The sequence below is a fragment of the Streptomyces sp. enrichment culture genome (genome assembly GCF_964273145.1).
Lineage (GTDB): Bacteria > Actinomycetota > Actinomycetes > Streptomycetales > Streptomycetaceae > Streptomyces.
In genome coordinates this window covers 6206823-6231178 of the sequence record NZ_OZ186873.1, presented here as the reverse complement: position 1 = coordinate 6231178, position 24356 = coordinate 6206823, and the positions used below count along the sequence as shown (strand labels likewise).

Below are 24356 nucleotides of genomic sequence, written 5' to 3'. Positions count from 1 at the left end.
AACAGACCATTCCGGTTGTGGCGGTGGCAGTCCCGACGAACCCGGCGGGCGGGAGCCGGAGCGGGAGGAACCGACGTGTCCGAGTACCCCGTCCGGGCCGGAAACGCCGCGGGAAGCGGGACCCGTACGGCCCCGTTCCCGGAACACGCCCGGTCCTCCCGGCGGACCCGCCGGGGGTGGCGCGCTCCCGCCGCCGGCCGGAGCGGCCGGGTGACGGGACACGCCGGTCCCGCCGGGCTCACCCCGGTGGCCGTACGGCCGCGGTCCCGGTCGCCGCGCGCCGGCTGCCCGCGGGGCGGCGGCCGACCGGACCGTGGTGACGGACGCGGGCCGGCCCGGGCGGTCGCACGAGGACGGGGCGACCGCGGCGCGGCCCGGCCGCCGGCGACCGGCCGGAGCCGTTTCAGGGCGTGTCGAGACCGTGCACCGTGATCAGGTCGGCGAGGCCGGAGATGCTCAGGACGGGGGCGAGCAGCGGGGACGCGATCAGTTCGATGCGGTCGCTGTGGTTGAACAGCACGCTGAGGCCGGCACTGTCGAGGTACTCGACGGCGGTGAGGTCGATGACGACGGGGCCGTCGGTGGTCTCGATGGCCGCCGCGAGAGCGTCGGTGTTGCTCATGTCGATCTCTCCGACGACCGTCAGGAGGGTGGAGCCGTCGGACCTCCGGCTGGGGGTGAGGCTCATGGGAGTGGACATCAGGCGATCCTCGTGTGCATGTCGACGGTGGTGCCGGCGGGGCCAGGGGTGACGGTGACGTTCTGCATCAGGGCGCGCATCAGGAGCATGCCGCGGCCGCGGTGGCTGTTCTGCTCGGGCCGCGGTGTCTTCCACCTGCCGGTGTCGACGATGGTCAGGCGCAGAGCGTCGACACGGGCCTCCGCCCGCAGCCGGACCGTGTCACCGGGGGTGTCACGGTGTCCGTGCTCGATGGCGTTGGCACATGCCTCGCCCGCGGCCACCAGGATGTTCTGCACCGTGTGGGGCGGGAGCTGGCACTGGTCGAGCCAGCTGCGCAGTGCCCGGCGGACGGGCGCCAGTTGGGACGACTCCGCGCGGAAGGCCATCTCCAGGGGAGCGGGGTGCCGGTACAGCAGCAGCGCCACGTCGTCGTCGTAGCCCCCGCTGGGTTCCAGGCGCCTCATGACGTGGGTGGCGAGGTCGTCGACCGCGGCGTCGCGGCCCGCCTGGACGGCCTCGCTGGCCTGGTCGATGCCGGCGGTCAGGGGGCGTCGCCGCCGTTCCACCAGGCCGTCGGTGTAGAGCAGGAGCGTGGCTCGGGCGGGTACGGTGCAGCTCCCCTCGGGACGAGGTGTGCCGGGCTGGACCGCCAGCGGGACGGAGCGGCCCTCCTGCAGCAGGTGGGTGGTGCCGTCGGGGTGGGCGAGGATGCCCGGCGGGTGTCCCGCGCTGGAGTAGGTGAGGTGTCCCGTGCCGGGATCGAGGACGCCGCAGAAGACCGTGGTGCACTTGGCGCCGGGAATGCCGGCGGCGAACTGGTCCAGGGCCATGAGCGTCTGGGCGGGGCTGGAGTCCTGGAGCAGTAGGGCACGGCAGGCACTGCGCAGCTGCCCCATAACGGTGGCCGCTTCCAGGCCGCGTCCGACGCAGTCGCCCACGACGATGCCGATGCGTCCGTCCGGGAGGGGGATCGTGTCGTACCAGTCGCCTCCGACCTCCAGGGGCCGGGTTGCCGGTTCGTAGCGGACGGCGAAGCCGTCGGGGAGGTTGGACGGGCCGAGGATGGCCCGCTGGAGGGCGATGGCCGTTTCGCGCTGCTGGTCGATCTGGTGGGCACGGGCCAGTCCCTGGGCGAGCTGTCCGGCCAGCAGGGAGAGCAGGACCTGGTCCTCCGCGGTGAAGGGACGCCGGTCGCCGAGGTCGAGCCACACCACCATGGGCCCGTCGGGGTGGCTCGTCGCGATGGCGATCCCGTTGTCGTCGTCGATCGGGGTGAGCGCGGGCTCGTCGAGCCAGGCGATCAGGCGTCGACGGCGTTCGGCGGACAGGTCCTGCCAGCGCAGCCCGGCCTCCGTCGCCGTCATCGACGGCTCCGGGCCGCTCCGCGGCACGACGGCCACGACCCGCCGGGCACGCCACAGCTCCTTCAGCTGCGCCAGAGCGCCCTCCAGCGCCTCCGGCAGGCTGGTCGCCTGGGTGAGGCGCATGCTGAGCGCCGCCTGGGCGTCCTTGCGCTGGACGGCGTAGTGCTCGGCGGTCACGTCCCGCAGGGTGCCGACGATGACCCGCTTGCCCGTGTCGGGGTCGTGGGCCTCGTTGAAGGTGACGCTCGCCCACAGCCGGTGACCGTCACGGTGGGTGAGGGGGAGGGTGTAGAAGCCCTTGGGATGGTTCAGCAGGTGCCCGAAAGCCTCGTTCACCAGCCGGTGCCCCTCCGGATCGGTCTGCTCGTCCGGCCACCAGGGGTGGATGGGCCGGTACGGCAGGCCCTCGGGTCCGTACCCGAGGATCTCGGTGAACGCGGTGTTGATCTCGACGACCGCGCCGTCCTCGTCGCAGACGAAGAACCCGTCCTGGAGCGAGTCGACCAGCGCGGCCCGCCAGCGCGCCTGGTGGCTGCGCAGCCGTGCCAGCTCGACGTTGGCCCGCACCCGTGCCAGCAGTTCGGCGGCGGCGAACGGCTTCACGAGGTAGTCGTCGGCTCCGGCTTGCAGGCCCTCGATGGATGCCTCCTGCCCGGCCCGGGCCGACAGCAGCAGCACCGGGACGGAAGCGGTGCGCGCGTCCGAACGCAGTGCCCTCACCAGTTGCAGGCCGTCCAGGCCGGGCATCATGACATCGCTGATCACCAGGTCGGGACCGGTCCTGCGGACGGCCAGCAGGGCCGCGCGACCGTCGGTGACCGTGTCGACGTCGTACCCGGCGCCGCGCAGGAGGCGGGCCAGGTAGTCCCGCATGTCGGCGTTGTCGTCCGCGATCAGGACCCGTGTGGGGACCGCCGGGCGGGAGGTGGGGCCCGCTGCCTCCGGGGCGTCGGCGGAGGTGGCCGGGCCGGGCAGCCAGCGCAGCGCCTCCTGGAGATAGGGCTCCGCGGCGACCGAGACGCCGCGGCCGTCGTCGACGGGTGCGAGCGCGTCCTGCGGAAGGTGCGCCGAGCCGAAGGGCAGCCGGATGGTGAAGCGGGTGCCCTCCCCCTCGACGCTGTCGGCGGTGATGGTGCCGCCGTGCAGCCCCACCAGCTCCTTCACCAGCGCCAGTCCGATGCCGCTGCCCTCGTTGGAGCGGGACCGGACGTTCTCGATGCGGTGGAAGCGCTGGAACAGCTTGGGGATCTCGTGGTCCGGCACGCCGATCCCGGTGTCGGCGATGGTGACGACCGCGTGGGTGCCGTCGGCGTGCACGCCGACCCGGATCGACCCGTGGAACGTGAACTTCAGGGCGTTGCTGAGGAGGTTCAGGATCACCTTCTCCCACATGCCGCGATCGATGTACACCTGCTGTTCGAGCGGCGGGCAGGCGATGTCGAAGTCCAGTCCGGCCCGGGTCACGGCGGACCGGAACACACTGGCCAGTTCGGCCGTGACCGCGGCCAGGTCGACCGGCTCGTAGCTGGCCTGCATCCGCCCGGCCTCGATGCGGGAGAAGTCCAGGAGGGAGTTGACGAGTTTGCCCAGCCGCAGCCCGTTGCGGTGGATGGCCTCCAGTTCCTCGCGGACGCGGGGGTCGGCCGGCGCCAGCCGGGTGCGGAGCTCCTCCACCGGCCCCATGATCAGCGTGAGGGGCGTGCGGAACTCGTGGCTGATGTTGGAGAAGAAGGTGGTCTTGGCCCGGTCCAGCTCGGCGAGTTCCTCCGCCCGCCGCTGCTGCGTCTCGTAACTGCGCGCGCTGGCGATGCCCGCCGCGAGGTGGCCGGCGACCAGTTCGACGAAGCCGCGGTAGCCGTCGTCGAGGGCCCGGTAGCGGTTCAGGCCCGCCACCAGGAAGCCGTACGGGGCGCTGCCCTGCTGCAGCAGCGGCACCACCAGTGCCTGCGTGGGCGGCTCGGACCAGTCGCCCGCGGGCAGCCGGGTGAACGGCGTGCCGTCCAGCGGTACGAGCGCGGACTCCCCGCGGGCCAGGGCCGCGACGGGCCACACGCCGCCGGTCCCGTCGGCCGGGAGCACGGCGGCGGCGGCCGGGTGCCCGGCGGGCAGGGCGGTGGTGGTGGCCAGGTGAGCCGAACCGTCGGGCCGGAACAGATAGGTCAGCGTGAACGGCAGGTCCCGGCCGTTCCGGCTGAGCTGCTGGGACGCGAAGGCCAGCACCTCCTGCTCGGTGCGGACCACACTGGGATCGGAGCCGAGATCGCGCAGCGTCGTCATGCGCCGGCCGCCGATGACCCGTTCGGTCTCCTCGCTGACCACGCACAGCATGCCGACGACGGCGCCCGCATCGTCGCGCAGGGGGCTGTAGGAGAAGGTGTGGTAGCTCTCCTCGACGTAACCGGAGCGTTCCAGGAACAGCAGCAGGCCCTCGTCCCAGGTGGCCTTCCCGGTGCGGAGCACCCGGTCGATCCGGGGGCCGATGTCGTCCCAGATCTCCGCCCACACCTCGTTCGCCGGGCGGCCCAGGGCCCAGGGGTACTTGCGGCCGAGCGTGTCGCGCCGGTAGGCGGCGTTGCAGAAGAACGTCAGTTCGGGGCCCCACGCCATCCACATGGAGAAGCGGGAGGACAGCAGGATGCTCACCGCGGTGCGCAGGCTCTGCGGCCAGGCCGACGGCGGTCCCAGGGGCGTCGAGGCCCAGTCCACCCGGGCGAGGTCCCGGCCGACCTCCTCGTCGGCGGCGAACACATCGGACCAGGCCGCCGCCGCGGACCCGTGGTCGGCGTCTTGGGAACGCGTCACTCCACACCCTCTCGCTCGGACCCCACTACGCCCCGCCTGCCGCTCCCGCGCGAACTCGGCGTGCCGTCCCGGCTGCGGGGCGTGTGCGGCGACGGGCCGACCACCGTGCCGGACTCCTGACGCGGTCGACGACTTCGTAGGATAAGCCAGTCGGCCCCTGGGACCCTCGCCCAGGTGGCCGTTACTCGGACCGGAGGAAGCAGGGATTGAGAACGACGCCGGATCCCGCCCAGGACTCCGCGGTGCGTCCGCCCGACGAAGACGCCCGGCTGGCAGCGGTGCGCCGCTACCAGATCCTGGACACACCACCCGACGGGGCGTTCGACCGGATAGCGGCGCTGGCGGCCCGCATCTTCGAGGCGCCCATGGCCACGGTGGCGATCGTGGACACCGACCGCGTGTGGTTCAAGGCCACCCACGGACTGACGGGCATGGACCAGGTCGGCCGCGAGCCGGGGTTGTGCGCCTCCGCCATCCTGCACGGCGAACCCTATGTGATCACGGACGCGGTCACCGACGACCGCGCCCTCGCCCACCCCCTCGTCCAGGGTGATCCGGGCATCCGCTTCTACGCGGCCGCCCCGATCACCACCTCCGACGGGCAGCGCCTGGGCACCGTGAACGTCCTGGACACCCGCCCGCGGCGACCGACCGACGCGCAGCTCGACGCCCTCCAGGACCTCGCCGCGCTGGTCATGGACGAACTCGAACTGCGCCTGTCGGCCATCCGCACGGTCAGCGCCGAGCGCGACCGCCGCGCCGAGGCCGAGCGTCTCGCCCGCACGCTGCAGCGCACCCTGCTGCCGCCGGTGCTGCCCGCGGTGCCCGGCCTGCACGCCGCGGCGGCCTACCACACGGCCTCCGCGCACGAGGTGGGCGGTGACTTCTACGACCTGTTCCCCCTCGACGACGGCCGCTGGGCCTTCTTCCTGGGCGACGTGTGCGGCAAGGGCGCGGACGCGGCCGCCCTGACCTCCCTGACCCGCTACACCCTGCGGGCCGCCGCCATCTACGACCCGGACCCCTGCGCGGCCCTGCACAACCTCGACACCGTCCTGAAGGGCGAGTACCAGGGCGGCGCGCCCCGGTACTGCACCGCGGTGTTCGGTGTGCTCCAGCCCTTGCCCGACGGCTCGTTCGAGATCACCCTGGCGGGGGGCGGCCACCCCTCGGCCCTCGCCCTGCGCGCGGACGGCACCGTACAGCCCGTCTCCACCGCCGGGGGCCAGCTGATCGGCATGCTTCCCGAGCCCCGGTTCGTGCAGACCACCACCCGCCTGTTCCCCGGTGACGGCCTGCTGCTGTACACGGACGGCCTGACCGAGGCACGGGTCCCGGACGGCACCATGCTGGGTGAGGAGGGCCTGGTCGGGCACCTGACGGCTGTCACCGCGCACACGGCGGACGATCTGCTGGAGTCCGTCGAAGCTCTCTTGAGACGCCTGGGCGCCGGCGTCAGCGACGACACCGCGCTGCTCGCCCTGTCCGTCCCCTCCCCTTCCGAGAACCGCAACCAGGAGAACCGGTGACCCCACCAGAACGTCTCTTGACCGTCACCCCTCGACACACCGCCTCCGGTCCGTTCGTCATCGAGGTGGCGGGCGAGCTGGATCACCACACCGCCCGCCTCCTGGCGTCGGCCGTCGAGGAGGCTCCGTTCGACACGCACGGAGTGATCATCGACCTGTCCGGCCTGGTCTACTGCGATTCCACCGGCATCACGGTGCTCGTCACCGCCTACCGGCGGGCGCAGGCCGCCGGCTCGCCCCTGAGCCTCGCCGGTGTGCGGCCGGACCAGATGCGCGTCTTCAGCGTGGTCGGCCTCGACCAGGTCTTCACCTTCCACCCCTCGGCCGAGGCGGCCCTCTCCTCGCTGCAACGGTGAACGGCGCCGGCACCCCCGGCCCCGCGCGGGATCCACGGGCCGGCGCGCGGCGGGGGCCGCCCCGGCGGTGGTCACGGCGGCAGGACCGGCCCGCCGTCGGATCGCGGTCGGCGTCCGGGCCCCGCGGTGACGGGACCGCCTGCCCCCGGGCTGTCCGCCACCGGTCCCCGAGCAGCTGCCAAGGCACGGCACGCGGGTGGGTGCGCCCGCTGCGCGGACTGCCGGGCGCACCCACCGGCGGTGGCCCCGCCGTGTGCCTTCGCGCCGCTCCGCCTGCCGGGGACCCGCCCCGCGTGCCGGACGCGATTCCCGCCGGGGGGCGTCGCGTCCGCCGGTCAGGGCGCGGACGCGTCCAGCGCGATGTGCGCGGTGACGCGCTTCCCGGACGGCTCGCGCCTGATGTCGATGTCCCGGCTCAGCGCCGCGACGATCTCCAGACCGTGCTGCCCGACCCGGGAGGGGTCGGCCGGCCGGGGGGTGGGCAGGGTGGTGTCGCCGTCCCTCACCGTGACCGAAAGGCAATCGTCCGTGATGGTGAGCGACAGCTCCACGGGGCCCGAACCGTACTTGATCGCGTTGGTGACCAGCTCGCTCACGACCAGCTGGGCCGCTTCGACGACCCGGGGCGGCAGGGACGGCTCCCGGCCGTCGTGTGATCCGGCCAGGCGCTCGACGGCCCAGTGGCGTGCGTCCGCGACGCGCAGCGCTCCTCGTTCGAACGTCACCGAATACCGCGGCGGTTGACCGGCGGTCGGCGACCGGTCCGCCGGCGAACCCATCAGCTTCAACTCATCCATCCCGTACAACCGCCGCGCGGCTCCCCCATCCTGTACCGGACGCCGGGACGCCCTGTCGCGATCCGAACACTTTCGGCCCCTACAGTAGTTCGGTCGTGCCCGTCCGGCGGACCTGCCGGGCGTCGCGGACACCGGGGCGGCACGGGACCTGCCGGTCCCGCTCGTGGAGCCGGGTGTTCCGGTGGAGCCTCCGGCGAACTGCGCGGTCGCGGTCGTCACCATGTGCCCTCTCCCACCGATCGGCGCCCTCATCACCCGTCATCCGGCTGCAGGCGCGCATATACCCCGGTCGGCGGGATGCAATCCTCCCGGCGACCGCCGAAATGCGCCAGGGCCGACGCAGGCGGTGCGCGCCGCCCCGGGAATCCGGGTCTGCGGGAACGACCGGTCCCGCGGCCGGGGGCGGTCGACCGCGCCGCCCGGTCGTCCCCGACCGCGGGAGGTGCACCCATCGGCGCCGCGCGCTCCGAGCCGGGAAGGCCGATGGTGCCGCAGGGCGGGCCTCACGCCTGAAGGGCCTCGCGCAGTGTGGGGTAGTCGCCGATGACCTCGTCGATGCCGAGGGTCTGGAACAGGCGCTTGACCATGGGGGACGAGGCGACCACCCGAATCCAGCCGTTCCGGGCGCTGGCGTGCAGGTGGGCGCCGATCAGCGCGTTGATCCCGGCGCTGTCCATGAAGGACACCTGGCTCAGGTCGACGACGACGCGCGGGGTGTCGGCGTCGGAGGCGGGGAGCAGGGCGCGGCGCACCTCCGCCTCGACGGTCATGTCGATGTCGCCGCGCAGCTTGACCACGGCGACACCGTCGCACTCCGACACACGTACGGCGGAAAACGGCTGGTGCACCACGACTCGCTCATTTCGCAGGAATGGGGCAGGACACGCGGGGTACACCGGGCTCCTCCACCGGTGGCCGCCCCATCATTTAACACGCCTTACAATACACGAACAACGATTCGTGCTTTTCCGATCGTGAACCGATGGGCCATAATCTGGTGCCATGCACGGAGCAGTACCCGAGCCGCACACCGGCTGGACGTTCTTGACGAATCACGCCCGCGTCCTCGCGGCCATCGCCGAGGACCCGAACTCCCGGATCCGGGACATCGCCGCGCACTGCCGTCTGACCGAACGCGCCGTCCAGAAGATCATTTCCGATCTGGAGCAGGGCGGTTACCTGTCCCACACCCGCCAGGGGCGTTCGAACACGTACCGCATCGAGCCGGGCGTCCCCCTGCGGCACCCGGCCGAGGTGGAGGCCGGCGTGACCGTCGCGGAACTGCTCTCGGTGCTCGCGCGACACGACGCCCAGCGCTCCCGGGAGGACGCCGACGACGCCCGGCACCAGCCTTCCCGGCCACTGACCGCGTAGGAGTCGGCCGCCCGGGGAACCACCCGGCCGCCGCCCGCCCGATTCCGTCGTGTACGCGGCCCTGCGGACGGGACGGGCACTCCTTGCCTTCCGTGAACAACCCGCGTTTCGAACGGCGCCGCCCGCCTTCGACGTATTGACATGCCCATACCAAAGGAAGCCGTCTCCGTCCCCAGGCCCGGCCACCTCTGCCCCACGACCGTCGCCCTCGTGCTCACCGTCGCCGCTCCCACCGCCGCGAGCGCCGGCCCGGCAGCCGCACCTCCCCCACCGCGCTGCGGGAGGTGACGACCGGGACGGCACCGCCGACGTCATCGGGGCAGCCGGCGACCTCGGCGGGGCCGGCCGGGCCGCCGTCAGCGCCGGCCGGCCCGGCGCGGCGGCAACCGGTGGAGTACGACGTCCTCGAGGCGGCCGCCGGCCACCGAGGCGGTCATGTACGTGCAGTACGGCTGGCGGCGGCGGTCGGTCGGGGAACCGGGGTTGAGCAGGCGCAGCCCGGTGGGGGCGGTGGTGTCCCAGGGGATGTGGCTGTGCCCGAAGACCAGGACGTCCAGGCCGGGGAAGCGGGCGGCGCAGCGGGCCTCGCGCCCCCGGGCGGGGCCGGCCTCGTGGACGACGCCGAAGCGCAGGCCGCCGATGTCGGCGTACGCCACCTCGGGCAGCCGGACGCGCAGGTCCGGTCCGTCGTTGTTGCCGTACACGGCGACGAGCCTGCGGCAGCGGCTCTCCAGCAGGTCGAGCGTGGCCGTGTCGACCCAGTCCCCCGCGTGGAGGACGACGTCGGCGCGCGGCAGTTCGGCCAGCAGTGCGGCGGGCAGTTCCCGGGCGCGCCGGGGCAGGTGGGTGTCGGACACGAGCAGCAGGCGTACGGGGCCGGCCCGGTCGGCGTCCGGGCGGGGGCGGGTCCCCGCCCGGACGCGCGCGGGCGGTTCCGTCCTCATGGGCGGTCCTCGGCGGCACGCCGTGCGAGGGGTTCCCACCAGGCGCGGTTGTCCCGGTACCAGGCGACGGTCCCGGCGAGTCCGGTCGTGAAGTCGCGGCGTGGGCGGTAGCCCAGTTCGTCGCGGGCCTTGCTCCAGTCGACGGAGTACCGCAGGTCGTGGCCCTTGCGGTCGGCGACGTGCTCCACCCGGTCCCAGTCCGCGCCGCAGGCCCGCAGGAGCAGCGCGGTCAGTTCCCTGTTGCTCAGTTCGGTGCCGCCGCCGATGTTGTAGATCTCGCCGGCGCGGCCCCGGGTGCGCACCAGCTCGACGCCCCGGCAGTGGTCGTCGACGTGCAGCCAGTCGCGGACGTTGCGTCCGTCGCCGTAGAGCGGGACGTTCGCGCCGTCGAGGAGGCGGGTGACGAACAGGGGGATGATCTTCTCGGGGAACTGGCGGGGACCGTAGTTGTTGGAGCACCGGGTGATCCGCACGTCCAGGCCGTGGGTGCGGTGCTGGGCGAGGGCGAGCAGGTCGGCGGAGGCCTTGGAGGCGGAGTAGGGGGAGCTGGGCCGCAGCGGGTGCTCCTCCGTCGCCGAGCCCGACTCCAGGGAGCCGTACACCTCGTCGGTGGAGACGTGCACGAACGGTTCCACGCCGTGCCGCAGCGCCGCGTCGAGCAGGGTCTGCGTGCCCACGACGTTGGTGAGGACGAACTCGCCGGCGGTGGCCGTGTCGATCGAACGGTCCACGTGCGATTCGGCGGCGAAGTGCACCACTTGGTCGGCGTCGGCCATCAGCTTGTCGACCAGTGCGGCGTCGCGGATGTCGCCCCGCACGAAGTCCAGGCGGGGGTGGCCGGGCCCGAGGTTGTCCAGGGAACCGGCGTAGGTCAGCTTGTCCAGCACGGTGATGCGCGGCGCCCCGGGGTCGTCGGAGGCGAGCAGCGCGCGGACGTAGTGGGAGCCGATGAACCCGGCGGCGCCGGTGACGAGGAGGTTCATGAACGCGTGTGCACCTTGCTGAGTCCTGCGGCCGGCATGCCGGTGACGGTACCAGGGTGCTCCCGGCGCCCGGGGGGCGTCCCCGGTGTGCGGCCGCCACCCCTCTCCGGGGACGCCCCGGGGCACCACGGGCCGTCCGGGCCCGGACGGGTCCCGCGCGGCAGGGTCCGTCCGGGTGCGCGTGCCCGGACACGCGCGGGGCGGTCCGGGGCCGCGCGCACCGGGCCCGCCGGGTGGGCCGTCGGGCCGGGCCGGCGGACCCGGTGCGCGCGGCCGGGGAGGCGTCGGCCTGCCTCACGTGTTCGGCCGGGCCACACTGATGTCGCCGAGCGCCGACTCCGGGTCGCGTTCCATGGCCATGTCTCCCAGGGAGACGATGCCCACGGGGTGCCCCTCCTCGACGACCGGGACGCGGCGTACGGCGTGCTCGCGCATCAGCCGCACCGCGTGGTCCAGCTCCTCGTCGGGCCGTACGGTCACCACGTCGCCGCTGCACACGGCGGCCACCGTGGCCTGCTCCGGGTCGCCGCCCTCGGCGAGCGACCGGACCACCAGGTCCCGGTCGGTGACCAGCCCGCGCAGCCGGTCCCCCTCGGTGACGAGGACGGCTCCGAGATCCTCGTCCCGCATGATGCGGGCCACGGCGGCGACGGAGGTCTGCGGCTCGACGGTCACCGGTTCCCTGGTCATGATGTCGCGGACGTACTGCGCCATGACGCACCCCTTTCCTCACTCCCTCTGCGACGGGCGGCCTCACCGTCCGGGTACCCGGACACGCGGAGTCGGCACGTGGGGGAAGGCCGGGGCCCGGGCCCGCCGGGGGCGGCGCTCACCGGCCCAGGGAGATCTCGCACCACACCCGTTTGCCCCCGCCGACCGGCAGCGTCCCCCAGGCCGCCGACACCGCCTCGACGAGGAGGACGCCGCGGCCGCCGGTGGCCTCCCAGCCGATGCCGGGGGGTTTGACGGGGGTGCGGGGCGAGGCGTCGGTGACCGCGATCCGCAGCCGGGTGCCGAGGTGTACGAGGTCGAGGCGGACCGGGCCGCCGGTGTGCACCAGGGCGTTGGTGACCAGTTCGGACACGGCGAGGAGGGCGGCGTCGGCGTCGTCCCGCGCCACGTCCCAGGAGCGCAGGGTGCGCCGGGTGAAGCGACGGGCGTGGCGCACGGCCTCGGGAACCCGCCACACCGTCCAGCTCTCGCGCCGCGGGCGCAGGGCCATGCCGTCGTAGCGCAGCAGGAGCAGGGCGACGTCGTCGCTGCGGCGGGCGTCGCCGAGGAGGGCGTCGGCGAGGGGTCCGAGACGGGCGGGGTCGTGGGCGGCGAGCGCGCGGGCGAGGCGGCCCATGCCGTCGTCGATGTCGGTGCCGGGGGACTCCACGAGGCCATCCGTGGTCAGGGCGACCAGGGTGCCGGGGCGCAGCCGCAGCGGGCTCATCGGGAAGTCGGCCTGCGTCACGACGCCGAGCGGCGGGCCGCCCGGCACGTCCGGGATCTCGGTGGTGCCGTCGGGGTGGCGCAGCACCGGCGGCAGGTGCCCGGCACGGACGCACCAGGCGGCGCCCTCCTCCAGGTCGAGGTCGACGTAGGCGCAGGTGGCGAAGAGGTCGGTGCCCATGTCGGCCAGCAGCCGGTTGGCGTGGGAGACCACCACGTCCGGAGGGTGGCCCTCGACGGCGTAGGCGCGCAGGGCGGTGCGCATCTGGCCCATGAGGGTGGCGGCGGCGGCGCTGTGGCCCTGGACGTCGCCGATGACGAGGGCGACGTGGTGGTCGGGCAGCGGGATCACGTCGTACCAGTCGCCGCCGAGCTCCAGTCCGGTGGTGCTCGGCAGGTACCGGGCGACGGCGACCGCGCCGGGCAGTTCGGGCAGGCGGCGCGGCAGCAGCTGGCGCTGGAGCATGCCGACGAGCTCGTGTTCGGCGTCGAAGGCGCGGGCGCGCAGCAGGGCCTGCCCGGCCAGGCCGGCGGAGGCGGTGAGCAGGGCGCGTTCGTCGGAACCGACGTCGTGGGGGGCGTCCCAGCCGATCAGGCAGACGCCGACCACGCGGCCGCCGGCGGGCAGGGGCAGCACCGCGAGGCCACCGGGGCCGACGTCGGCGAGGGCGGGTTCCAGGGCGGAGCCGGCGGGCCAGATCCGGGCGCGGCCCTCGCGCAGGGCCGCGGCGAGGGTGGGCATGGCGCGCACGGGCGCGTCGGGCCACTCGGTGCGCCACTGCAGCCGCCAGATCCCGGGCCAGGCCTCGGGTTCGGGCGGGTCGAGGACGGTGACGACGAGCCGGTCGTTCTCCAGTCCGGCGAGCGCGATCCGGTCGGCGCGCAGCGGTCCGCGCAGGGCGGTGACGACCGCCTGTCCGACGTCGCGGACGGTGCCCGCGGTGGCGAGCGCGGCGGCCAGGCGCTGCACGCGCGCCACGTCGGTGACGTCGGAGCGCAGGCCGGCGGCGTCGGCGGCCGTGCCCACCAGGCGCGCGGGCAGGCCCTCCCCGCCGGGCAGCAGCCGGCCGCGCAGGCGGATCCAGCGCGGCGGGCCGGCGGGGCGCAGCACGCGGAACTCCAGCTCGCGCTCGCCGATGGTCGTGTGGTCGGCCTCGACCACCGACATCAGCGAGGGCAGGTCCTCCGGCACGGTCAGGCCCAGCAGGGTCTCGACCCGGCCGTCGAACGCGTCCGGGTCGAGGCCGAACAGGTCCAGGAAGCCGCCGCCGGCCTCGACGCGGCCGGTGTCCACGGCGAGGCGGAACGCGTGGGACGGCAGGTCCGCGCCCTCGGCCTCCGCCCGCGGGGCGGGGCAGGTGACGGCCTCGGCGATCAGTTCCAGGCACCGGCGGGCGTCGGGGCCGAACCCGCCCGGGCACTCGGTCACCGCGAGGAGGCAACCGCCCTCCCCTCGCACGGGCAGGGCCGCGAGGCTGAAGTCCCCCGGCGGCACGCGTCCCGCCCCGGCGCGGCCGCCGAGGTCGCCGGGGCCGAGCCAGACCGGCCGCCCCCCGCGGTGGGCGTCGGCCACGGGGGACCGGCCGGCGGCGGGGTAGCCGTCGCGCAGTCCGTACAGCGTCCGGGGCACACCGGCCGACTCCACCAGGCACAGCAGTTCCGTGTCGTCGCCGGGTGCGTAGACGGCCGCGCAGGAGGCACCGGCGAAGACGAGCGCCTGTTCGAGGACGCGGCGGAGCCGGCCCGTCGCGTCCCGCCCGGACATGATCGCTCCCAGGGCGTCCTCGGCACGCCGGACCCCCGCCCCGCGCCCCGCAGTGCCCTCACCGACCACGCCGCCATTACAGCGCCCCCGCGCCGGGCGCGCAGCCCCTGTGCGCGCGGGGCCGGTCCCGCGCACCCGGGGCGCGGCCTCCGCGAGCCGGGGACGCGGCCCTGGGCGGGCCCCCTGATCCCCCGGCGTCGTTCGAAATGACCCGAACATGTCTTGACCCATGGGTTCCGCACAGTCATCCCGTGACAGTTGTGACTGTCCCGGGCCGCCGGCCGGCTGGAAGGCTCGGAGCCGCCCGAGGAGGGGGACGCGCATGGACAAGCGGTACGAGGTGTACGCGCTCGCGGACCGGCACTTCTACGAGACGCCCGACCGGCTGGCGGCGGGCGGGCCGGACGCGGAGCCGCTGTACGAGGCTGCCCGGCGCACGGTGCCGGAAGGGTGGGAGGCGGCGCGGACCGGCGACTGGCTGACCATGACGCCGCTCGGCCCGGACGGGAGCCCGCTGCCGGGCCCGGCCCAGGGCTGGAAGATCCACTCCTCGGCCACCCGGGAGAACGCGGAGGAGATCGCCGCGATCGTGTGGGACTACTGCGTGCCGCGCCGGATCCCCTTCAAGTTCGTGCCCGGACCCCATCTGCTGCACCTGCGCAACGCCAAGTACGCGCCGCGCGACGGCAGCGGCAAGTTCGTCACCGTCTACCCGGCCGACGAGGCGCAGCTGCACCGGGTCCTGCGGGAGCTGGGCGCGCTGCTGGAGGGTTTCGAGGGACCGTACATCCTGACCGACCTGCGCTGGCACGACGGTCCGCTGTACGTGCGCTACGGCGCCTTCGCGCGCGCCTTCGTCGTCGACGAGCGGGGCTCGCTGGTGCCGGCGGTGCGCGACGGCGCGGGGCGGCTGGTGCCGGACCGGCGGGCACCGTCCTTCCAGGTGCCGGAGTGGGTGACGCTGCCCGGCTTCCTCGAACCCCATCTGGCGGCCCGCAACACCACGACGGTGGGCGACCTGCCGTACCGCATCGAGAAGGCGCTGCACTTCTCCAACGGCGGCGGGGTCTACGCGGGCACCGACACCCGCGACGGGCGCAAGGTCGTGCTGAAGGAGGGCCGGCCGCACGCGGGACTGGCCTCCGACGGCGCGGACGCGGTGACCCGGCTGGAGCGGGAGAAGCGGGCGCTGGAGCAGGTGGCGGGCACCGGCGTGGTGCCGGAGGTGCGCGACTGGTTCGAACTCGGCGGCCACCGCTTCCTCGTCATGGACTTCCTCGAGGGCCGCCCGCTCAACTCGTTCTTCGCCGAACGGCACCCGCTGCTCGGTCCCGACCCCGACCCGGACGCCGTCGCCGCCTACACGGCGTGGGCGCTGCGCATCCACCGCAAGGTGGAGGAGGCGGTGGCGGCGGTGCACGCGCGCGGGATCGTCTTCAACGACCTGCACGTCTTCAACATCATGGTGGCGCCCGACGAGGAGTCGGTCTTCCTGCTCGACTTCGAGGCGGCGGCCCCCGCCTCGGAGCAGGGCCGCCAGGTGGTCGCCCACCCCGGTTTCTTCGCACCGCCCGACCGCCGGGGCCTCGACGTCGACCGGTACGCGCTGGCCTGCCTGCGGCTCGCCCTGTTCCTTCCGGTGACCACGCTGTTCGTGGTGGACCGGGGCAAGGCGGCCCATCTGGCGGAGGTCGTCCGTGAGCAGTTCCCGGACGTGCCGCGCCCCTTCCTGGACGAGGCGGTCGCGGAGATCACCCGCGGGCCGGGGCCGGCCTCCGTCGTCTCCGCCCCGCCGGCCCGGCCCGGCGACTGGCCCTCCAGCCGCGACTCGATGGTCAAGGCGATCCTCGCCTCGGCCACGCCGGACCGCGGCGACCGGCTCTTCCCCGGTGACATCGCCCAGTTCTCCGACGGCGGCGGCCTCGGCCTCGCGCACGGCGCGGCCGGGGTGCTGTACGCGCTGGCCGAGACGGGCGCCGAACGGTACGAGGAGGGCGAGCGGTGGCTGCTGGCCCGCACCGGCCCGCCGCCCGCCGGGACACCGCTCGGCCTGTACGACGGGCTCGCGGGCGTCGCCTACGTCCTGGACCGCCTCGGACACCGCGGGCGGGCACTGGACCTGGTCGACGGCATCCTGCGGGAGCGCTGGCAGAACCTCTCCTCCGACCTGCACGGCGGACTCGCCGGGCTGGGCCTGGTCCTCGACCACCTGGCCCGCGCCACGGGCGAGACGGAGCTGCGGGACCGGGCGGCCGAGGCCGCGGGGATCCTCCTGCGCAGGCTCGCCGAACCCCCGCCCGACGCACCCCGGCGGCGGGCCGGGCTGCTGCGGGGCGCGAGCGGGCCGGCGCTGTTCCTGCTGCGCCGGTACGAGCGGACCGGCGACCGCGCGCTGCTGGACGCGGCCCGCCTGGCGCTGGGCCGCGACCTGGAGTGCTGCGCGGCCCGCCCGGACGGCGCGCTGGAGGTCGACGAGGGCTGGCGGACCCTGCCGTACCTGGGCGACGGCAGCGTGGGCGTCGGCGTGGTCCTCGACGACGTCCTCGCCCACCTCCCGGACGGCGACGCGGCGCTGGAGCGGGCCCGCGCCGGCATCCTCACCGCCGCCCGCTCCCGCTTCTACGCGCAGCCCGGCCTGTTCCAGGGCCGCGCCGGAATGATCCTGCACCTGGCGCGCACCGGCGCGCCCGGTGCCACGCCCGCGCACCTGTCCGAGCAGATCGCCGCACTGGGCTGGTCGGCGATGGCGTACGAGGGCCAGCTGGCCTTCCCCGGCCACCAGATGATGCGGCTGTCCATGGACCTCGCCACCGGAACGGCGGGCTGCCTGCTGGCCCTGTCGGCGGCGCTGGACGCCGAGCGCGCCGCGCACCTGCCGTTCCTGCCGCCGCCGGCGGCCCCACCGACGCGGCTCCGCCGTCCGACGGAGTCGTGACACCACCCCCGTCCCCACGGGCGGAAAACCACATCACCCTCACGGGTTCCGAGGAAAGGAAACGACATGGCGCTTCTCGACCTGCAGACGATGGAGTCCGAGGCCCGCACCGACGGCGGCGGCAACAGCACGGTGAGCCTGCTGTCCTGCATCAGCGCGGCCAGCGTGCTGCTCTGTCTGTGACCGGCACCATGTGACCCGGCCCCGGGCGGTCCGTTCCCGCGAGGGAGGGCCGCCCGGGGTCCGTCGCGCCCGCGCCTCCTCCCTCTCCCCCTGTCCTCGCCTCTCTTCTTTCTCCTCTTTCTCCTCTTTCTCCGTCTTTCCCTTCTCCCCCGACGGGAGGGTCGCAGCCGTATGACCACCCGTGCCGACGCCGGGACCGGACCGGGGCGCGCGCTGTCGCGGGCGGCCGGCCGGGACTCCCGCGTCCCGTGCGCGGCCTTGTGCCTGGTGAGCGTGGCCGGGACCGGTGCCGGCCTGCTGCTGCCTGCCGCGCTGGGCCGGACCCTGGACCTGCTGCTGGCCCACGCCCCGGCGACCCGCTGGGTGCTGTACTGCGCCGCCCTCGTGCTGGCCGTCACCCTGCTCGACGCGGTGGAGACCTGGCTGACCGGCACCGTCGGCGCCCGCGCCACCGCCTGGCTGCGCCGCACGGTGACCGGGCACCTGCTGGCCGTGGGCCCGCGGGCCGCCGACCGCTTCGGCTCCGGGGACCTCGTGGCGCGCCTGGTCGGCAGCGCGGCCCAGGCCGGGACGGCACCGGCGGCCCGGGCCGCGCTGCCGGCCGCGCTCGCCGGTCCCCTCGGGGGCCTGGTGGCGCTCGCCCTGATCGACGTGTGGCTGGCCGCCGTGTTCCTCGCCGGGGCGCCGGTGCTGGTCCTGCTGCTGCGCGCCCTCGCCCGCGACACCTCCGCCTGCGCCGAGCGGTACCAGCAGGCACAGGGACGGATCGCCGCGGCCCTCGCGGAGGCCGTCGGCGGCTTCCGCACGATCCGGGCGGCGGGCACGGCGGACCGGGAGACGGCGCGGATCCTGCGTCCGCTGCCCGAGCTGTCCGAGGCCGGGCACCGCATGTGGCGGGTGCAGGGCCGGGCCGCCGCCCGGGCGGTCGCCGTGGCGCCCGCGCTGTACCTGGGCGTCGTCGCGGTGGCCGGAGTGCTCCTCGCCCGGCACCGGCTGACCGTGGGCGAGGTGCTCGCGGCCTCCCGGTACGCGGTCCTCGCCACCGGCGTCGGCGTGCTGGTCGGGCAGCTCGCCGGCCTGGCCCGGGCCAAAGCGGCGGCCCGGCGGCTCGGCGAGGTCCTCACCGAGCCCGCCCCCGGCCACGGGACGTGCCGGCTGCCCGACGGCCCCGGCCGGCTGGAGCTGCGCGGTGTGACCGCCCGGCGCGGCGACCGGACCGTCCTGGACGGCGTGGACCTGGTGGTGCCCGGCGGGACGACGCTGGCCGTGGTGGGCCGCTCCGGCTCCGGCAAGTCGCTGCTGGCCGCGATCGCCGGGCGGCTGGCCGACCCCGACGCCGGGCAGGTGCTGCTCGACGGCGTACCCCTGCGGGAGCTGACCCGCGCCGAACTGCGCCGCGCGATCGGGTACGCCTTCGCCCGTCCCGCCCTGCTGGGCCGGACCGTCGAGGACACGATCGGCCTCGCCCTGCCCACCCCCTCCCCCGGCCGTGTCCGGGAGGCGGCCGGCATCGCCTGCGCGGACGATTTCGTCCGCCGCCTGCCCGACGGGTACGCCACCGCCGTGGCCGACGCCCCGCACTCCGGCGGCGAGGCCCAGCGACTCGGACTGGCACGGGCGTTCGCCCACGGAGGACGGCTGCTGATCCTCGACGACGCCCTCTCCAGCCTCGACACGGCGACCGAACACCGCATCACGGGGGCCCTCGTCGGCCACGGACCGGGCAGCACCCGGCTCCTCGTCGCCCACCGGGCCGCCACCGCCGCCCGCGCGGACGCCGTGGCGTGGCTGGAGGCGGGACGGGTGCGGGCGGTGGGGCGGCACCACGAGCTGTGGCGGCTGGCGGAGTACCGGGCGGTGTTCGGCGGTGCGGGAGGGGGCCCGTGACCGGCGGGGTGTACGGGCGCGGTCTGCGGTACCTGCGGACCCGGGCGCGGGTCCTGGCGCGGCTCGCGGGCTGGTCCGTGCTGGAGACGGGGCAGAGCTTCCTCGTCGGGTACGCGCCGGCCCGCGCGCTGGACGACGGGTTCCTGGCGGGGCGGACGGGGACCGGGCTCGGCTGGCTGGCCGTGGCGGGGCTCGGCGTGGCGCTGGGCGCGCTGGGGACCGCGCGGGTGTACGCGGCCGTCGCCGACCTCGTCGAACCGCTGCGGGACCGGCTCGTCGCCCGGGTGGCCGCCCGCGGGGTGCGGACCGGGGACGGCGGGGCCCTGTCCGGGCTGACGCAGCAGGTGGAGATCGCGCGGGACGCCTTCGCCGGGCTGGTGCTGGTCTCCCGCTCGTTCCTGTTCACCACCGCCGGGGCGCTGACCGGACTGCTCTCCCTCTCGCCGCTGCTGCTGCCGGCCGTCCTGCCGCCGCTGGTGGCGGCGGTGGCGCTGTTCGCGGCGTCGCTGCGTGTGCTGGCCCGCCGGCAGGAGGCGTTCCTCGTCGCCGACGAGGCCCTCGCCGGCCATCTGGGCGCCGTCTGCCCCGGCCTGCGGGACATCACGGCGGCCGGGGCGGAGGACCGGGCCGGTACCGACGTCGCCCGGCACGTCGGGGCCGAGCTGCAAGCCGCCCGCTCCCTCGCCCGCTGGAGCGTGCTGCGGGTGGCGGCCCTGGCGGTCGGCGGCAGGCTGCCGGTCGTGCTGCTGCTCGCCGCCGCGCCCTGGCTCCTCGCCCACGGCGTCACCGCCGGGGCCCTGGTCGGCGCCCTCGCCTACGTCACCCAGTCCCTGCTGCCGGCCCTGCGCGACCTCGTCCACGGCCTGGGCACCAGCGGCTCCCGGCTCGCGGTCGTGCTGCGCCGCCTCGCCCCCGACGAGCCCGACGAGCCGGACGAGCCGGACGAGCCCGAGGGCGGCGACACGTCCCCTCCCCCCGGTGCCCACGCCGCCCCCGCCGCACCGGCCCCGGTGCCCCCGGACCTCCTCCGTGCCCCCGTTCCCGCCCTGGCGCTCCGCGGCGTCACCTTCGCCTACGGCCCCGCCGCCGCTCCCGTCGTCGACGGTCTCGACCTCGTCCTCCCGCCCGGCGCGCACCTGGCCGTCGTCGGCCCGAGCGGCATCGGCAAGTCCACGCTCACGGCCCTGGTCGCCGGACTCCTCGTACCGGCCCGCGGCACGATCGCCATCGACGGGCATCCGGTGCCCGGACCGGACGCCGCCGCCCGGCGGGTGCTCATCCCGCAGGAGGCGTACGTCTTCACCGGGACCGTCGCCGAGAACCTCGCGCACCTGCGCACGGGGCCGGTGCCCGAGGCGGAGCTGCTCGCCGCGGCCGACGCGGTCGGCCTGTCCCCGCTCCTGGAGGCGCTCGGCGGCCTCGCGGCCCCGGTCGACCCGTCGGCCCTGTCCGCGGGCGAGCGGCAGCTGATCGCGCTCGCCCGCGCGTACCTGTCCCCCGCGCCGCTCGCCCTGCTCGACGAGGCGACCTGTCATCTGGACCCGCAGACCGAGGAACGGGCGGAGCGGGCCTTCGCGGCCCGGCCCGGCGGCACCCTGGTCGTCGTCGCCCACCGGGCCGGCTCGGCCCGCCGCGCGGACCGCGTGCTGGTGATGGACGGCCCGCGCACGGCGCACGGGACCCACGGGGAACTGCTGCGGTCCTCGGCGGCGTACCGGGAGCTCGTGGGCGGCTGGACGCCCCCGCCCGCACGGCGGTCACAGCCAGCCCTGCCCCTGGGAGATGCGGATGGCGTCGACACGGTTGCGGGCACCGGTCTTGCGGGTGATGGCGGCCATGTAGTTGCGCACGGTCCCGTGGGACAGGTGCAGGGTTCCGGCGATCTCCGCGATGGAGGCCCCCTCGGCGGCCAGGGATAACACGCTCAGCTCCCGCCGGGTCAGCGGCATCTCGGCGGCCTTGAGGAAGCCGAGGCCCAGGGAGTCGTCGACGAAACGTTCCCCCTGGGCGACCCGCCGGATGCCGCGCACCAGGCGATCGGGGGTGCCCTCCTTGTCCACGTAGCCGAGCGCCCCCGCCTCCGCGGCGCGTTTCAGCAGCCCCGGCCGGTGCTTGCGGGCCAGCACCAGCAGCCGCGGGCAGGCCGGCCCCGGGCCGGGCGGGCACAGCTCGCCGAGCGGCGGGACGCCGTGGGCGTCCGCGGACTCCAGGTCCGCGGCGCAGACGTCGGGCCGCAGGGTCCGCACCCGTCCGGGCGCGCCGCGCCACGAGGTCTCGAACACCCCGAAGTCGGATTCGCGGCGCAGCCAGTCCGCGAGGACCGTTCGCACCAGACACGCGTCGTGCACCAGAAGCACCCGGATCACTGCCACCCCTTCAGCTCGCCGTACGCCCGCGCCGTCGATGGTGAGCGCGTGCCCCATTGTTCGTGTCCGCGGCTGCCCGCGAGCACGTGGAACCGGCCATCAGGAGGCGCGGGGGCGCACACGAGGCGCCCGTACGCCGCCGCGTGCAACGGGTGAGGGGCCATGGGCCGGGCCGGCCGGGGTAGGCGGAGGATTTGGCATCGGCGCGGGCCTCCGGGCGCCGTCCGCGCCCGCACGGGCCGGGCGCCGCGCGGTTCGCCGTGCGCGACGCGCCCTCACAGGGGAGATTTGACCCTGAGACCCGTCGCCCGGCCGTGCGAGGAGGTGGTCGGGGTGTCCGACCGGCAGTCCACCCCGGGGGAGCCCCCGGCCTCCCGGCCGTCGGCCGACCGGCCCGACCTGTCGCTGGCGCTGGCCTCGATGACGGAGGAGGTCCGGGCGCACGTCGGCGCGGTGTACCTGCTCTCCGCGGACCAGCCCGTGCTGGAGCTGGCGGCGATGACGGGGCTGCCCCGGGCGTTCGCGGCGCCCTGGGAGCGTGTGCCGCTGAGCGCGCACATCCCGGTGGCCGAAGCGGTGCGCGAGCGTCGGCTGGTCTGGATCGGCGGCGAGGAGGAGATGGCCCGGCGCTACCCGCGGATCTCCGTGGTCCTGCCCTACCCCTTCGCCCTGGCCGCACTCCCGGTCGCGAGCGGGTCCACGGTGTACGGCGCGGTCTTCCTGACCTGGCCGGGGACCCGCCCCGCGGAGCTGTCCGACCGGGAGCGGGAACAGCTGGCGGCCGCCTGCGACCGGCTGGCGCTCCGGCTGGAGCGGGCGGCACGGGAGCGCCCGCCCGCCCACCACGAGCCCGCCCCGCCCGCCGCGCCGGCCGCGGGGGGCGTGGCCGACTCCCTCGGCGCCCTGGAGGCCGTGCGGATGGCGGGGCGGCTGCCGTACGGCCTGTGCTCGCTCGACCTGAACGGGCGCGTCGCCTTCGCCAACCCGGCGGCGGCCGAGCTCCTGGGGACGCCGGCCGACAAGCTGCTCGGCACGCCGCTGTGGGCGGCCGTGCCGTGGCTGAACGACCCCGTGTACGAGGACCGCTACCGGGCGGCGCTGATCAGCCAGCGCACGACCTCCTTCGTCGCGCTGCGCCCGCCCGGCGACCGGCTGTCGTTCCGGTTCTACCCGAGCCGGAACGGGCTCAGCGTCCGCATCAGCCGGACCCGGGAGGCGCCCGGGGCCGGCCGGACCGCGCCGGGGGCCGGCGAGGCGGCGGGCGAGACCCCGTCCCGGCTGGTCACCATCGCGCAGGTGCTGAGCCTGTCCGGCGCGCTGACCGAGGCGGTGGGCGTGCAGGACGTGGTGCAGCTGGTGGCGGACGAGATCGCCCCCACCCTGGGCAGCCAGGCGCTGGTGATCCTCGGGTCGCGGGCGGGCCGGATGGAGGTGCTGGGGCACCGCGGCTACCCGGACCCGTACCTCGTGGAGCGGTTCGACGGGATGTCGCTGACCGAGCGCACCCCCGGCACGCAGGTGCTGCGCACGGGGGTGCCCGCGTTCCTGGAGTCCGAGGAGCAGCTGGTGCGCCTGTACCCGGCCCGGCAGGCCACTCCGGACGGTTTCGCGGCCTGGGCCTACCTGCCGCTGATCGCCTCCGGCCGGCCGGTGGGCACCTGGGTGCTCGCCTACGCCCGGCCGCACGCGTTCCCGGCTCAGGAGCGGGCCGTGCTGACCAGTCTGGCCGGGCTGGTGGCCCAGGCCCTGGACCGCGCCCTGCTGTACGACGCCAAGCACCGTCTGGCGCACGGGCTGCAGGAGGCCCTGCTGCCGCACTCGCTGCCGCGCCTGCCGGGCATCGAGGCGGCCGCCCGCTACCTGCCGGCCACGCGGGGCATGGACATCGGCGGCGACTTCTACGACCTGGTGCCGGTCGGGGGGATGGCCGCCGCGGTGATCGGGGACGTGCAGGGCCACAACGTGACCGCGGCCGGCCTGATGGGGCAGATCCGTACCGCCGTCCGCGCGTACACGGCCGTCGGCCAGGCGCCGGAGGAGGTGATGCGAAGGACCAACCGGCTGCTGATCGACCTGGGGAGCGATCTGTTCGCCAGCTGCCTGTACGTGCGGATCGATCCGGGGCGCGGGCGGGCCGTGCTGTCCCGCGCGGGCCATCCCCCGCCCCTGCTGCGGCGGCCGGACGGGCGGGTGCGGGTCCTGGAGGTGGCCGGCGGGCCGCTGCTGGGCATCGACGCGGCGGCGGAGTACCCCACGTCGGAGGTCGGCCTCTCCCCGGGCTCCTTGCTCCTCTTCTACACCGACGGGCTGGTCGAGTCGCCCGGTGTCGACTTCGAGGACGCCCTCGCCGACCTGGGCCGGCGGCTGGCCGAGGCGGGGGACCTGCCGCTGGACGAACTCGCCGACCGTCTGGTGCGGAGCGTCGCGGACGCGGAGGAACGCATCGACGACGTCGCGGTGCTGCTGCTCAGGACGCGGGAGGAGTGACGGCGGCACCGGGTCCACCCCTGGCGGAGACGACTCCCCCGATCACCATTCGCATTTTTACGCTCAGCTGTCGATCAGTTGCGATCTGTCGACATCGCCGATCGGAATCCTCGCTTCAGCGAATCTGCACATCGACTTCCCAACCCGGTCACCGCGCATGACGGAGCCGGACGGGGGACCGGCCCCGCTCACGCCTTTGGGGCGCAAGTGCCGGATTCGCCGCCCGGGCCGCGCGGGCGCGGGCGCCCCGCCGCCGCGCCGCGTGTGAAGAAGTCGCCAGCAAGCCGTGCGCGCGCCTGCACGGAAAGGTGGCCGACTGGTTGGAAGGGCCTGGTCGGAGCGGGTGGGTGAGTGGAACGGCGGACAGGCGGCGTGCTTTGATCCATCGCACCGCGGGGGCCGGACAGGGGCTCCCCGCCCCGGGGCACCCGGCATCCCGCGGTCGCGGCCGTCCATCCGTCCCCG

General features: G+C 75.2%; 16 protein-coding genes and 1 pseudogene. 8 read left to right on the top strand and 9 right to left on the bottom strand.

What is annotated here, in order from left to right; genetic code table 11:
• Positions 1-403 precede the first annotated feature (403 nt).
• Together ACSU6Z_RS27615 and ACSU6Z_RS27610 are read right to left on the bottom strand one after the other, a co-directional pair.
• Positions 404-700 (bottom strand): STAS domain-containing protein, encoded by a 297-nt coding sequence (locus ACSU6Z_RS27615; protein ID WP_437049697.1) that lies wholly within the window; start codon positions 698-700, stop codon positions 404-406.
• A complete protein-coding gene (locus tag ACSU6Z_RS27610; protein WP_437049695.1) occupies positions 700-4848 on the bottom strand; it encodes a SpoIIE family protein phosphatase in 4149 nt (1382 codons plus the stop codon). Before ACSU6Z_RS27610 ends, ACSU6Z_RS27615 begins: the two co-directional genes overlap by 1 nt.
• Before the next feature lie 206 nt (positions 4849-5054).
• Between ACSU6Z_RS27610 and ACSU6Z_RS27605 the strand changes: the two genes are divergently transcribed.
• Complete coding sequence (locus tag ACSU6Z_RS27605) at positions 5055-6377, top strand: PP2C family protein-serine/threonine phosphatase (RefSeq protein ID WP_437049693.1); 1323 nt, start codon at positions 5055-5057, stop codon at positions 6375-6377.
• A complete protein-coding gene (locus ACSU6Z_RS27600; protein ID WP_437049691.1) occupies positions 6374-6733 on the top strand; it encodes an STAS domain-containing protein in 360 nt (119 codons plus the stop codon). Before ACSU6Z_RS27605 ends, ACSU6Z_RS27600 begins: the two co-directional genes overlap by 4 nt.
• Positions 6734-7068: 335 nt before the next feature.
• Here the strand turns inward: ACSU6Z_RS27600 and ACSU6Z_RS27595 are convergent, their stop codons facing one another.
• Both ACSU6Z_RS27595 and ACSU6Z_RS27590 read right to left on the bottom strand, forming a co-directional pair.
• Positions 7069-7458, bottom strand: a complete 390-nt coding sequence (locus ACSU6Z_RS27595) for an ATP-binding protein (protein WP_437049689.1) — start codon at positions 7456-7458, stop codon at positions 7069-7071.
• A 575-nt stretch (positions 7459-8033) separates the two neighbouring features.
• Entirely contained in the window at positions 8034-8381 is a 348-nt protein-coding gene (locus ACSU6Z_RS27590; protein WP_437049687.1) for an STAS domain-containing protein, read from the bottom strand.
• 151 nt (positions 8382-8532) lie between these two features.
• Between ACSU6Z_RS27590 and ACSU6Z_RS27585 the strand changes: the two genes are divergently transcribed.
• Positions 8533-8904, top strand: a complete 372-nt coding sequence (locus ACSU6Z_RS27585; protein ID WP_437049685.1) for a helix-turn-helix transcriptional regulator — start codon at positions 8533-8535, stop codon at positions 8902-8904.
• Positions 8905-9260: 356 nt separating this feature from the next.
• Here ACSU6Z_RS27585 and ACSU6Z_RS27580 read toward each other — a convergent pair whose 3' ends face one another.
• From ACSU6Z_RS27580 to ACSU6Z_RS27565, 4 genes are all read right to left on the bottom strand, one after another.
• On the bottom strand, positions 9261-9761 hold the full coding sequence (locus tag ACSU6Z_RS27580) for a metallophosphoesterase family protein (protein WP_437050512.1): 501 nt from the start codon (positions 9759-9761) through the stop codon (positions 9261-9263).
• Positions 9762-9844: 83 nt separating this feature from the next.
• Positions 9845-10831 (bottom strand): dTDP-glucose 4,6-dehydratase, encoded by a 987-nt coding sequence (gene rfbB / locus ACSU6Z_RS27575; RefSeq protein WP_437049683.1) that lies wholly within the window; start codon positions 10829-10831, stop codon positions 9845-9847.
• 294 nt (positions 10832-11125) lie between these two features.
• Positions 11126-11545 (bottom strand): CBS domain-containing protein, encoded by a 420-nt coding sequence (locus tag ACSU6Z_RS27570; RefSeq protein ID WP_437049682.1) that lies wholly within the window; start codon positions 11543-11545, stop codon positions 11126-11128.
• Between the two features lie 115 nt (positions 11546-11660).
• Positions 11661-14102 (bottom strand): SpoIIE family protein phosphatase, encoded by a 2442-nt coding sequence (locus ACSU6Z_RS27565; protein WP_437049680.1) that lies wholly within the window; start codon positions 14100-14102, stop codon positions 11661-11663.
• A gap of 253 nt (positions 14103-14355) precedes the next feature.
• Here ACSU6Z_RS27565 and lanKC point away from each other — a divergent pair, with 253 nt between their 5' ends.
• From lanKC to ACSU6Z_RS27545, 4 genes are all read left to right on the top strand, one after another.
• The gene (gene lanKC / locus ACSU6Z_RS27560; protein WP_437049678.1) at positions 14356-16968 is read left to right on the top strand and encodes a class III lanthionine synthetase LanKC; all 2613 of its coding nucleotides are present in this window, start codon (positions 14356-14358) and stop codon (positions 16966-16968) included.
• 66 nt (positions 16969-17034) lie between these two features.
• Positions 17035-17151 (top strand): SapB/AmfS family lanthipeptide, encoded by a 117-nt coding sequence (locus ACSU6Z_RS27555; protein ID WP_358784776.1) that lies wholly within the window; start codon positions 17035-17037, stop codon positions 17149-17151.
• Positions 17152-17322: 171 nt separating this feature from the next.
• Positions 17323-19038 (top strand): ABC transporter ATP-binding protein, encoded by a 1716-nt coding sequence (locus tag ACSU6Z_RS27550; protein ID WP_437049676.1) that lies wholly within the window; start codon positions 17323-17325, stop codon positions 19036-19038.
• Entirely contained in the window at positions 19035-20957 is a 1923-nt protein-coding gene (locus ACSU6Z_RS27545; protein ID WP_437049675.1) for an ATP-binding cassette domain-containing protein, read from the top strand. The genes ACSU6Z_RS27550 and ACSU6Z_RS27545 overlap by 4 nt, the downstream gene beginning before the upstream one ends.
• Here the strand turns inward: ACSU6Z_RS27545 and ACSU6Z_RS27540 are convergent.
• A pseudogene (locus ACSU6Z_RS27540) lies at positions 20880-21461 on the bottom strand (LuxR C-terminal-related transcriptional regulator); the annotation flags it as partial. The gene ACSU6Z_RS27545 and the pseudogene ACSU6Z_RS27540 overlap by 78 nt on opposite strands.
• A gap of 267 nt (positions 21462-21728) precedes the next feature.
• On the opposite strand from ACSU6Z_RS27540, the gene ACSU6Z_RS27535 reads away from it, so the two are divergent.
• The gene (locus ACSU6Z_RS27535) at positions 21729-23891 is read left to right on the top strand and encodes a SpoIIE family protein phosphatase (RefSeq protein ID WP_437050510.1); all 2163 of its coding nucleotides are present in this window, start codon (positions 21729-21731) and stop codon (positions 23889-23891) included.
• Positions 23892-24356 lie beyond the last annotated feature (465 nt).

Excerpts from the sequence above, each read along its gene's own strand:
- ACSU6Z_RS27615 (WP_437049697.1), bottom strand. The coding sequence starts at position 700 with ATGTCCACTCCCATGAGCCTCACCCCCAGCCGGAGGTCCGACGGCTCC.
- ACSU6Z_RS27550 (WP_437049676.1), top strand. The coding sequence starts at position 17,323 with ATGACCACCCGTGCCGACGCCGGGACCGGACCGGGGCGCGCGCTGTCG.
- lanKC (WP_437049678.1), top strand. The coding sequence starts at position 14,356 with ATGGACAAGCGGTACGAGGTGTACGCGCTCGCGGACCGGCACTTCTAC.
- ACSU6Z_RS27570 (WP_437049682.1), bottom strand. The coding sequence starts at position 11,545 with ATGGCGCAGTACGTCCGCGACATCATGACCAGGGAACCGGTGACCGTC.
- rfbB (WP_437049683.1), bottom strand. The coding sequence starts at position 10,831 with ATGAACCTCCTCGTCACCGGCGCCGCCGGGTTCATCGGCTCCCACTAC.
- ACSU6Z_RS27585 (WP_437049685.1), top strand. The coding sequence starts at position 8,533 with ATGCACGGAGCAGTACCCGAGCCGCACACCGGCTGGACGTTCTTGACG.
- ACSU6Z_RS27555 (WP_358784776.1), top strand. The coding sequence starts at position 17,035 with ATGGCGCTTCTCGACCTGCAGACGATGGAGTCCGAGGCCCGCACCGAC.